We start from the raw sequence: 11,603 nt of genomic DNA on the forward strand, positions 1-11,603 counted from the left end.
GGTCCTGCCCGGTAAAGACGAAGTCGATCACCTCGGCAAGGGGCGACAGGCCGGCCTCCAGCGCGGCGCCCTCGTCCATCAGTAAGACGGCGGCGCCGCCGTCCGTGAGAAACGACGAGTTGGCGGCGGTCAGGGTGCCGTAGCGGCGGTCGAAAGCCGGCTTGAGCCGGCCGGCCTGCTCGAGGCTGGTATCTGGGCGAATGCCGTTGTCTGCCGTAATGGCTTCAAACGTCGGTGGAATGGATACCGGGACGATTTCGCGGGGCAAGTGGCCGTCCGCATGCGCCTGCGCGGCCAGGTGATGGGAACGGACGGCGAAGGCATCCTGCGCCTCGCGGGTGATTCCAAAGCGTGCGGCCATGATGTCGCAGTCCTCCCCCATCACCCGTCCGGTGCTGAACTCCGCCACTTCCGGTCGCTCCGGGAAAAAATCCGCCGGCCGGAGGGAGGCGGCGAAGCGGAGGACACCCCCCAGCCCCCTCAGCTTCTGTGCATGAAACAGCTTGGCCCGCATCGCCTTCCGAAACTGGATGGGCGCGTCGGAGACCAGGTCGACCCCGCCGGCGATGACCGCGTTCGACCGCCCGGCGGCAATCTCGAGGCACCCGTCCGCGATGGCCCGGTTCGCCGAGATGCAGGCCTGAGACACCGAGTGGCAGGGCGCGGAGGCCGGGATGCCGGCCGTGATGGCGGCTTCCCGGGCTACGTTCGGCGTTTTTATGTTGGCGATGACCGCCCCCAGAATGACCTGATCGACACGCTCCGGCGGAAGGCCCGTCCGGTCCAGCACTCCTTTAATCGCAAACTGGCCGAGGCGATAGGACATCAGGTCCATGTACCCCGTGCCGGCCCGGAGGAACGGGGTACGGCAGCCGTCGACGAGGACGACGTTGCGGGTGGTGGGCGGACGCGGCGCCATCAGTCTTCGTACGACTCATCCACGCCGTTCGCCACCAGAGCGCTCTTGGGTTTTTTGGGGCCGTGGGGGTCCATGCCCATCGCTTCCTTCACCCGCTTCTTGATCTCCTCCTGCATGGCGGTGGATTCCCGGAGCCAGTTTTTCGTCGCCTCGCGGCCCTGGCCGATTTTCTGGTCCCCATAGGCATACCAGGCCCCACTTTTCTGGATGATTTCGTAGGTGACGGCCAGGTCGGTGAGTTCGCCGGAAGAAGAAATTCCCTCGCCGTAGATGATGTCGAACTCGGCCTCCCGGAATGGCGGGGCGACCTTGTTCTTGACCACCTTGACGCGGGTCCGGTTGCCAACCACCTCCGTGCCTTCCTTGATCGCGCCGATGCGGCGAATGTCCAGACGGACGGAGGCGTAAAACTTTAGCGCACGTCCGCCGGTCGTCGTCTCCGGGCTGCCGAACATCACCCCGATCTTCTCACGGATCTGGTTGATGAAGATAAGCACCGTGTTCGTCCGGTTCAGGGTGCCCGTGAGCTTACGCATGGCCTGGCTCATGAGGCGGGCCTGGAGGCCCATGCTGCTGTCGCCCATGTCCCCTTCCAACTCGGCCTGCGGGACGAGCGCGGCGACGGAGTCGATCACGACCACATCCAGCGCGCCGCTGCGCACGAGCATGTCGCAGATGTTGAGGGCCTGCTCGCCGGCATCCGGCTGGGAAACCAGCAGGTTGTCTACATCCACGCCCAATTTCTTCGCATATGTCGCGTCGAAGGCGTGTTCGGCGTCGATAAACGCGCATGCGCCGCCGGCCTTCTGAGCCTCGGCAATGATGTGCGTCGCTAGTGTCGTCTTACCGGACGACTCCGGGCCAAAAATCTCGATGATGCGCCCCCGGGGCACGCCCCAGACGCCGAGCGCGGCGTCCAGCGCCAGCGAACCGGTGGATATCGTCTCCATGATCGCGATAGGCGCATCACCCAGGCGCATGATCGCCCCCTTGCCAAACTGTTTCTCGATCTGCTTGACCGCCAGGTCCAGCGCTTTCTGCTTCGGAGTTTCGGATGCTGCCATGGGTAGGGTTTATTTGGGGTGAAACGGCGTGATTAGCATGTCGGCAGTCAGTTTACGAAGCCCGAGTGACAACCGTGTGTCATAGCCTATCTCCCCTGGTTTTTGCGTTTTTTCCGCATTGTTGCCAGCGGTAGATGCCATACTAACATATCTCACACATATTCGCAAGCCGGCGTCGTTATTTAACGAACGCGGACTGTGGACGGTGCGCGCCGCTATATTATGATAGACGTATTCGGGCGCCTGGACGTACCCTCAGACGAGCAACTTTTTCCGTAGCAGGTCCAGCACGGCCATGCTAGCGTACTGTTTGTTGGGCAGCCGCTCCCGCCGCGTCTCGATCAGTTGGGCCTCGGCGCCCGAGGCATCCGCATACCCGATCCAGACGGTGCCGACGGGCTTTTCCGGGGTACCGCCTCCGGGGCCCATGATGCCGGTGGACGAGAGACCGATGTCGGCGTCCAGCAGCCGGCGGACCCCCAGCGCCATCTGTATCGCCACCTGTTCACTCACGGCGCCTTCGTGACGCAGGACCTCCTCAGACACCCCCAGCACCGTGCTTTTTACGCTGTTACAATAGGCGATCACGCCCCCCTTGAAGTACTCCGAAGCCCCGCTGATATTGGTGATGCGGTCCCCGATGAGCCCTCCGGTGCAGCTCTCGGCAGTGGCCACAGTCAGCCCCCGCGCCATCAATAATTTCCCGACCGCCTGCTCAAGCACGTCTTGATCGATGCCGACAACAAACGCGCCCAGCCGCTCCTGTACCCGGGCGGCGAAGCTTTCTACCTGACGATTGGCAGCCTCCGGCGTCTTGGCAAACGAGGAGATGCGGAGGCGCACGCTCCCCATGTCGGGCAGATACGCGAGGCGTTGTCCGGGATCGAGGGTTGCGACAATATCGCGGATCTGCTCTTGGAGGTGTGATTCGCCGATGCCCAGCGTATGGATGGTGAGGTGTTTGATCGTCCGCAGGCTGTCCGAAGTCGCCAGCCGGGGCATCAGATGGTCCGCCACGATGCGTTTCATTTCGCGCGGCACCCCCGGGACGACGAGCAGGGCACTCTTACGTCCTCGATGCTCACCGGCGAACCACAACCCGGGCGCCGTGCCTACGGGATTATGCAGCACTTCGCAACCCAGCGGCGCCATGGCCTGGCTCCGGTTACTTTCGGGCATCGTCCGCTTGAACCGTTCAAATAGGTGGGCGACGTGGTCGAGTACGTCCTGGTGGAACACCAGCGGGACCCCGAGAAAGCCGGCGACCGCTTCGCGCGTCACATCGTCGTGGGTAGGCCCGAGGCCTCCCGTCACCACCACGAGATCCGCCACCGCCCACGAACGCGCGATTGCGGCCTCGATCACCGGCTGATCGTCCGATATCGTCAACGCCTCCGTCACGTCCACCCCCGCCAGCGTCAATTGCTCTCCCAGCCAGGCCACGTTCGTATTTATTACCTGCCCGATGAGCAGCTCGTCTCCTACGGTGATGATGTGCGCGGTCATAGGCGTTGACGCGTTGAACGTTTTCTCGTTGAACGTTACCGAGGGATTTGCTCCCGCGCCACGACGGCCTCGCTCCAGGCCTTTGGGTCCTTCCGCCAGGAATCCAGGGCTTCTCTCGCGTTTTCGGGGATGCGGCCCTCGGCGGCGGCCACATCCATCAGGGCGGCGAACGTCGTCAGGGTATACGCCGGAACGCCGGCCTCCTTAAACAAGTGGTGTGCCTCGGGAAATCCGTAGGAGAAGATCCCCAGAACAGCCTCCACGACCGCGCCGGCTTGCTGGAGCACACGAACGACCGCCATCGAAGAGCCGCCCGTGGAGATCAAGTCTTCGATGACCACGACGCGTCGACCGGGTTCGAGTTGGCCCTCGATCTGATGCAGTCGGCCATGTTCTTTTGGTTTAGAGCGTACATAAACCATCGGCAGGTCCAACACCTCGGCGAGCCATGCCGCATGCGGGATGCCAGCCGTCGCGGTGCCGGCAATCACGTCCGGGCTAAGCTCGTACTGATCGATCAGCTCGCCAAACCCCCTCGTGATCTGGCGGCGGATGTCCGGATGGGCCATGGTGAGGCGATTGTCGCAGTAGATAGGCGACTTCAGGCCCGAGGCCCACGTAAAGGGGGCCTCCGGGGACAGGGCTACGGCGCCGATGGACAGCAGCGCGCCGGCGATGCGGCGCTCGCGCGGATTAAAATCTGGGGGGGGATGGGTAGTCACGACGTACCCTCTTCTCGCTTAAGCACGTATAACACGCCCGTCCAGACTGTAAAGCCGACCACAAAAAGCAGGCAGATAAAGGGAATGACGCTGCCCAGCAGCCAGTTGGCGTATGCCCCAACCGCGCCGGCCATCTTCGTCATCGTCATCAGCAACAGCGTGGCGATCAAGAAGGTGAGTTGGACGGTCGTCTTCGCCTTCGCCAGCGGCAGGGTTTTCAGGCTGCGGCCGCGGGATTCGTTCCAGGCCCGGAGCAGCGTTACCGCGAGGTCCCGAACGGCGATCAGTGCCACGGCCCACCAGGGCACTACATGGGGGATGAGCAGCGCCAACGCGGTGAACGTTCCGAGCACCAGAATCTTGTCGGCAAACGGATCCAGGAACTGCCCCAGACGCGAGGGGACCGCATAGGAACGCGCCAGCTTGCCGTCATAATAATCCGAAATCGCCGCGATCACGAAGACCACAAAAGCGCCCAACCGGCCGGCGAACGACTCGGAGAATAACAGAAACAACACCACAGGGGTGAGTACGATCCGGGCGATCGTAATGGCGTTCGGGACATTCTTCATGTACAACGGGCTACTGCTCATGGGCGGGAATATACGGTAACGCCGGCCGTTTTTCCTTGAGGACTTTCGTCAAAAATAACGGATCCTACTCAATGTTTGTATGGCGACACGATATATCGGGTCCCAACGTCTTCGCCGACTCTGTCAGCCGGCACGCCGCTGTTACACGCAGTAAGCCCTTTTTTCCGGTCGCGGGGCGGCCTGGTCTGACAGAGTGGCGCACTTTTTACAATGGCATCTTTCTTGATGAAACGCCCTCTGTGAAAAACAACTCCTCGGGCAGATTACGCAGGAGTGGGCGCGGGCCGATTGCGCAGACCGGTTGTACCATAGGTCGCGCGGGACGCAAACGCCGTAATCAGTCGCGTATCGTTCATCGATAGAAATCAACGGATACAATGGGTAAGACAATTGGAATCGATCTCGGCACGACGAACTCGGTAGTGGCCGTTATGGAAGGGGGTGAGCCGGTCGTCATCACGAATGCCGAGGGTGCGCGTACGACGCCGTCGGTCGTGGCATTTAAGACGGACGGGGAGCGGCTCGTCGGCGCGCCGGCAAAACGGCAGGCCATCACCAACCCCAAGAACACCCTGTTCTCCATCAAGCGCTTCATGGGCCGCATGTTCGGCGAAGTGACCGAGGAGATGAAGACCGTCCCCTACCAGGTCGTACAGGGTGAAGGCGGAACGGCGCGTGTCGATGTAAACGGACGCGTCTACACCCCACAGGAAATCTCGGCGATGGTGCTCCAAAAGCTGAAGCAGACCGCGGAAGATTACCTTGGCGAGAGCGTCACGGAAGCCGTCATTACCGTGCCGGCGTATTTTAACGACGCCCAGCGTAAGGCCACCAAGGAGGCAGGCGAAATAGCCGGCCTGAACGTGCGCCGCATCATCAACGAGCCCACCGCCGCCGCGCTGGCCTACGGCCTCGACAAGAAGGACACCGAGCGCGTCATCGCCGTGTACGACCTGGGCGGCGGCACGTACGACATCTCGATCCTGGAGCTCGGAGACGGCGTGTTCGAGGTAAAATCCACCAACGGCGACACACACCTGGGCGGGGACGACTTCGACCAGCGCCTGATCGACTACATCGCCGACGAATTCAAGAAGACGGAAGGGGTTGATCTCCGCAAGGACCCGATGGCCCTCCAGCGCCTCAAGGAGGCCTCGGAAAAAGCCAAAATCGAGCTCTCGAGCGGCGCGCAGACGACCATCAACCTGCCCTTTATCACGGCCACGCAGGACGGTCCGAAGCACCTGAACATGGAGCTACCCCGCGCCAAGTTCGAGCAGCTGGTGGACGACCTCGTCGACCGCACGATCCCGCCGATGGAGAAGGCGCTTCGCGACGCCGGCCTCAGCAAGAGCGAGATCCATGAAGTGATCCTCGTAGGTGGCTCGACGCGTATCCCGCTCGTCCAGCAGACGGTCGAGAAATTCTTCGGCAAAAAGCCCAACCGCTCGGTGAACCCGGACGAAGTCGTCGCCCTTGGCGCGGCCGTCCAGGGCGGCGTCCTCTCGGGCGACGTGAGCGACGTGCTCCTGCTCGACGTCACCCCGCTTAACCTGGGCATCGAAACCCTGGGTGGCGTGATGACAGTGCTTATCCCGGCAAACACGACCATCCCGACCCGCAAGAGCGAAGTGTTCTCTACGGCGTCGGACAGCCAGCCGAGCGTCGAGATCCACGTTCTCCAGGGCGACCGCGAGATCGCGGAAGGCAACCGGACGATCGGGCGATTCCACCTCGACGGCATCCCGCCGGCGCCCCGCGGCATCCCGCAGATCCAGGTCAGCTTCGACATCGACGCCGACGGGATCCTGAGCGTCGGCGCGAAGGACCAGTCGACCGGCAAGGAGCAGACGATTCGCATCGAGGCCTCCAGCGGTCTGTCGAAGGACGATATCGAGAAGATGCGCACCGACGCCCGCTCCCACGCCAACGAGGATAAGAAGCGCCGCGACACGGTCGAAAAGACTAACTCCGCCAACGCGCTCGTGTACACGACCGAGAAGAACCTCAAGGACTACGGCGACAAGATCTCTCCTGAGAAGCGGGCGAAGATCGACGCCGCGCTCGAGCGGCTGAAACTGGTGTCGGCCGCGGGCAGCGAAAAGGTGAGCGAGATCGAGTCCGCCATGGCGCAGTTGAACGACGCCTGGGCGGCCGCCGGCGAGGACCTTCAGAAGGCCAGCCAGGAAGCCGCCGCGAATGGCGCCCCGGCCAGTGACGCCGGCGCCGCCGGTGAGGAGGTGAAAGACGTCGACTACGAGGTGGTGGACGACGAGGAGGAGAAGAAGTAATCGCGAGGGTAACGAAACCCCGTTTCCCAACCGGTAGAGACACGAAACATCGTGTCTCCAAAAAGGCCGTGCATGCCGTTAATGACCAAAACCCCCGACGCCGCGTGGTGTCGGGGGTTTTGATTTCCAGACAACCCGAGATTTCGCGGCGCGCCAAACCCTACAACAAACCCAGCTGATAGGCCCGGGCGATGGCGCCAGGAGCCGAGTTCACGCTGAGCTTCTCGAAGATATTGCGGACGTGGTTATTGACGGTATCCGGGCTGATGTTCAGTAGCGCCGCGACCCGCTTCTGGGTCGCCCCGGTCGCGAGGTGAGCCAGCACCTGGGACTCGCGGGGGGTCAGGTGGATCACCGGATCGCCCTTGAAATGGTCGAGGATACGCGTGGCGATGGGCGCCGCGACGTGAAAAGCCCCCTGCGCCACCTGCCGGGTCAACGAAAGGATCTGGTCGATGGGCATATTTTTGACGATATACCCGACGGCGCCGGCGCGGATCGCGCTGAAGATACGGTCCGGCTCCTCGTACGCCGTCAGCATCAACACCTTGATCCCCGGAAACTGAGCCGTCAGCACCCGGGTGGCGGAAATCCCATCGATGCCCGGGAGCCCGATATCCATCAGCACCATGTCCGGCGGCACAAACTCGGGCTGCAGGGCGATATAGGTTTGCATGTCCTCGACGGTCTCGAACGCATGCGAGACGTGCAGGTCGATCTCCGCGTCGAGCACATCGACCAGTTCGATTCGGTACGTGGTTACATCTTCGACCACCCAGAGAGTGATGAACGTCGGCGCGGTATCGGGTGCTGACATGACGGCGATTTGAGCTGTGTTACGATTGTAGACAGATGAACATAACCGAATCTCACCCGAAAATCTATGGCACGTTCACGTCAGATGGAGCGTGATTCGGATCGTCGCGCCCTGCCCTTCGCTCGATTCGATCTCCAGATTGGCGCCGACGGCTCGCGCCCGGCGCGGGAGGGTGTGCAGGAGCTTGCCCGTGGCGCCGCGCCCGGCGGGGAAGCCGTTGCCGTTGTCGATCACTTCGATGCGGAGGGCGTCTTTTGACGCGACGATGCGGAGGCGGATGGTTGAGGCGCCGCTATGGCGGACGGCGTTGCGCAGCGCCTCCTTTGTCATCATATAGACATGCCGGCGGGGCTCCATCGCCAGCGACCGCTCCGTATCCAGGCCGTGGACTTCTATCTCAAGCAAATCCGGCGACACCAGCGTCTGGGCCGCCCGCTGGAGATGCGACACCAGGTGCCCCAACGTATCGTACTCTGGTTCGATGAGCCAGACATGATCGCTGAGGTCGCCCGTCATCTGGCGCGCCGAATCCATGTGGGCGTGGGCGCGCTGCCGTTCGGCTTCGGCGATGGACCCGTTGCGCAGCAATCGGTTGAGAAACATGGCCATGCCATCGAGCCGGCTGCCCATGTCGTCGTGCAGATCGTCGGCGATCTGTTGCCGCGTGGCGTTCAGGTGGTCACGTTCTCGTATGCGTGCCCATACGAAAGCGGCCGGCAGGGACAACAGCAGCACGATGCCCGCCAACTGGAACCAGACCGTCTGGTAAAATGCCGCCTGAATCTTGATCGACATCCGGGTTTCGGGGCCCAGGACACTGTCGTTGTTTGATCCGCGAACGCGAAAGGTGTAGGTTCCGGGAGACAGATTAGGGTAGCTGGCAAGCCGGCCGCCGAGGTCGGGCACCCAGCCGGCGTCGACGCCGTCCATCCGGTATTCGTAGCCGTTTTTCTCCGGCGCATCAAATGCGAGGGCCGCGTACGTGAAGGCGAGGAAGTTCTGGTCGTGACGGAGCCGCAGCATCCGTTTGTACGACGCCAGGGTATCCAATGCCATGGGCGTATTAAAGAGCAGCACGTCGCTCACGATCACCCGAGGCGGTACCAGGTTGTCTGAAAACAGGGCGGGGTCGAACGACACCACGTAGGAATCGACAGCAAAATGGAGCCGGCCGTCCGGCTCTCGGGTGCATCCATCGCCATAAAACTCCATGCCGGGCAGCCCATCCGCGAGGGAATAGTGCAGGAACGCCCTGCGCGGACGCCCCGATTCACCCACCGCGTCAGTATCCATGCGCGCCAGGCCGTTCCCCGTTCCCAGCCACAGCCGGCCGGCCGCGTCTCCCAGGATACACGCCACCGTGGCGTCGGGCAGCCCATCCTCGACGCTCCAGGTCGTAATGTGATCGTCCTCCGGGTCGACGCGCGAGAGGCCGCCCCCCATCGTGCCAACCCACAGGGCGCCGGCGTCGTCTTCGTACAACGAAACGACATTTCGGGATCGCAGACTATCGGCGCCCACCCGTTCGAACCGAAGGGTAGGCGGAAAAGCGTCGTCCTCGACGATCTGGATGCGGGCCAGTCCCCCGTCGATGGTGCCCACCCAGAGGCGTCCCCGGCTGTCCTCGAACACGGTCCATACCGAGTTGGACGGAATGCTGGTCGGATCGTCGGGGTCGTGGAGAAAATGCATCACCTGTTGTCCGAGCGGGTCCAGCAGGGCGAGACCGTCGTGGACGGTCGCCAGCCAGATCCGTCGTCGGCTGTCTTCAAAAACCTTGTAGATCAGGTTGTCGCGGAGACGCGGGATGGACGTCGGGCTGGCGTCGTAGATCCGCATCATCCCCGTGCGCGCATCGATTCGTACGACGCCGCGTGACGACGTGCCGGCCCAGACATGGCCCGATCGGTCGCGCATCACGGAGAGCACGTCCATCGAGGGCAACCCTTCCGCGCGCCCGACGGCCTGGCTCGGCCCTCGCCCTACACGGTGCAATCCGCCGCCAATGCTCGAGACCCAGAAACTCCCATCGTTTTCGAGCGCGACGGCGGTAGTGCGCGCGTTAAACGGCAGCGACACAAAGGGGCGGGTTGCCGGCAGCCGCGTCAGTCCATCCCACGTCCCGATCCACAACACGCCCGAGCGGTCGCGCATGAACGAGGAGACCCGGTGGCTCGGCGGGCTATCGGGCGCGGGGCCGGGAGTCAAGGTACGCAGGATGCGCCCTGTCGACTGCTCCAGCTGGACGAGCCCGGCGCCCCAGGTGCCGGCCCACACGCGTTCGTCCCCATCCACAAACAGATCGAGAACGTACCGCGTCGTTTCTTCGGGCGGCACAAACGGGGTGCGGATCACCGCGCGCGTCCGGGGGTGGAGGCGATAGACCATGCCCGTCCCGCCGGCCCAGATCAAGCCCGCCCCATCGACCGTGAGGCTCGATATCCAGGGCTCCGGGGTGTCGAGCGAGAACCGCGTGAGCGGACCGCCATCCGCCGGCGCGAGTGTCAGGCCCCCTCCCCCGCCAATCCATAACCCTTCCACCGTCTCGAGCACCGAGAGTGTCGTATCCGAAGAAGGGAGACCCGTTGGAACGAGCGCGTCGTGGCGGAGCGCGGTGAACGTTTCGAGAGCCGGATCGTACCGGTTCACGCCTCCTTCGAAGGTCGCGATCCAAACCGTGCCGGACGGAGCGGCCAGCACCTGCCGGATATGATCGTTGGTCAGGCTACCGGGGTCGTCGGGGTCGTGCAAGAACTGGCGCACGGCGCCGGTGCGTGGATCGAGTCGGTTAAGGCCGCGCTGCGTGCCGACCCAGATGTACCCCTGCGTGTCCTCGGCGATGCCGTGTGTGCTGATGATCGAGTTCGAAAGCGTGGTGGAGTCGCCGGGGATGCTGCGAAAAGCCGTAAAGGCAAACCCGTCGTAGCGATTCAGGCCGTCCGTGGTGCCGATCCAGACGAAGCCCAGTTGGTCTTGCAGGAGGCTGGTGACCGCGTACGAGGAGAGACCGTCGGCGGCTGAGAGGACTTGGCCGGTCTGGGCGTTGGCGCTGGAGAGCGCCAGGGCGAGTGCGACGCAGATCACGAGCCGGCGAGGGGTGGCCATCGTACCCGAAAACAGTTGGCGTGAGGTAGAGCCCCCTGCCGTGCACCAGAGGGAGCCGATGGGAAGGGGGCGTGCCGGGTTGAACCTACACCAACCGCTCAGGACATGCAAGGGGGTCTCACCCGGGCATGATCGGGAAGGCCGGAAACAGTTCGTCCCAGCGCAACCCTTGGGCCCGTTCGGTCACCTCGGGGATGGCATGGAGTTGAATGGGCAGTGCTTTTCCCTCTTCTCGGTTCGTATCCTGGCCGCCGGCATCGCGATAGTCCACGCCCCGGAGGGATGGTTCGTCGTGGGTGGCGGTCGGAATGGGGTCGAGCACAGCGTGGCCCTGATCGCCATCTTCCTCGCTGTCGCCTGGGCGGAGTGGAAAGGCCGCGACACCTGCTGTGGTCAAATGCGTGTATTAGACGACCCACTTGCCGTACCTTCAAACACGAAGGCTCCCCCTCGGCTCACGGCTATTTCCAACCCGGTTCAACACCTCCCAGGATCCTGTGCCTCATGAAGACCCAGTCTGCCGACACCCACCCAGAAGCCGAAAAAGTACTCATCGCCCTGCTCCGCGCTACGAGCCCTGCGAAAA

Annotated in this window: 9 protein-coding genes; 1 reads left to right on the forward strand and 8 read right to left on the reverse strand. The window is 63.2% G+C overall.

From position 1 onward, the window contains the following. The 5 genes from SH809_04550 to pgsA all read right to left on the reverse strand — a co-directional run. Window positions 1–919: thiolase family protein (locus tag SH809_04550; GenBank protein MDZ4698957.1), on the reverse strand; the 919-nt coding region annotated here is incomplete at its 3' end. Beyond that, window positions 919–1,983, reverse strand: a complete 1,065-nt coding sequence (gene recA / locus SH809_04555) for a recombinase RecA (GenBank protein MDZ4698958.1) — start codon at window positions 1,981–1,983, stop codon at window positions 919–921. The genes recA and SH809_04550, both read right to left, overlap by 1 nt. A gap of 255 nt (window positions 1,984–2,238) precedes the next feature. Then, complete coding sequence (locus tag SH809_04560) at window positions 2,239–3,489, reverse strand: competence/damage-inducible protein A (protein ID MDZ4698959.1); 1,251 nt, start codon at window positions 3,487–3,489, stop codon at window positions 2,239–2,241. 35 nt (window positions 3,490–3,524) lie between these two features. Beyond that, window positions 3,525–4,211 carry an orotate phosphoribosyltransferase gene (gene pyrE / locus SH809_04565; protein MDZ4698960.1) on the reverse strand — a complete coding sequence of 229 codons (687 nt, stop codon included), beginning with the start codon at window positions 4,209–4,211 and terminating at the stop codon, window positions 3,525–3,527. Next, the gene (gene pgsA / locus SH809_04570; protein MDZ4698961.1) at window positions 4,208–4,783 is read right to left on the reverse strand and encodes a CDP-diacylglycerol--glycerol-3-phosphate 3-phosphatidyltransferase; all 576 of its coding nucleotides are present in this window, start codon (window positions 4,781–4,783) and stop codon (window positions 4,208–4,210) included. The genes pyrE and pgsA overlap by 4 nt, the downstream gene beginning before the upstream one ends. A 398-nt stretch (window positions 4,784–5,181) precedes the next feature. On the opposite strand from pgsA, the gene dnaK reads away from it, so the two are divergent. After that, a complete protein-coding gene (gene dnaK / locus SH809_04575) occupies window positions 5,182–7,095 on the forward strand; it encodes a molecular chaperone DnaK (GenBank protein MDZ4698962.1) in 1,914 nt (637 codons plus the stop codon). A gap of 160 nt (window positions 7,096–7,255) precedes the next feature. On the opposite strand, the gene SH809_04580 is transcribed toward dnaK, so the two are convergent. From SH809_04580 to SH809_04590, 3 genes are all read right to left on the reverse strand, one after another. After that, window positions 7,256–7,912 (reverse strand): response regulator transcription factor, encoded by a 657-nt coding sequence (locus SH809_04580; protein ID MDZ4698963.1) that lies wholly within the window; start codon window positions 7,910–7,912, stop codon window positions 7,256–7,258. A gap of 75 nt (window positions 7,913–7,987) precedes the next feature. Then, complete coding sequence (locus SH809_04585; protein ID MDZ4698964.1) at window positions 7,988–11,017, reverse strand: two-component regulator propeller domain-containing protein; 3,030 nt, start codon at window positions 11,015–11,017, stop codon at window positions 7,988–7,990. Between the two features lie 118 nt (window positions 11,018–11,135). Beyond that, the gene (locus SH809_04590; GenBank protein ID MDZ4698965.1) at window positions 11,136–11,414 is read right to left on the reverse strand and encodes a hypothetical protein; all 279 of its coding nucleotides are present in this window, start codon (window positions 11,412–11,414) and stop codon (window positions 11,136–11,138) included. Between the last annotated feature and the right edge of the window lie 189 nt (window positions 11,415–11,603).

This window comes from Rhodothermales bacterium, assembly GCA_034439735.1.
Classification (GTDB): Bacteria; Bacteroidota; Rhodothermia; order Rhodothermales; family JAHQVL01; genus JAWKNW01.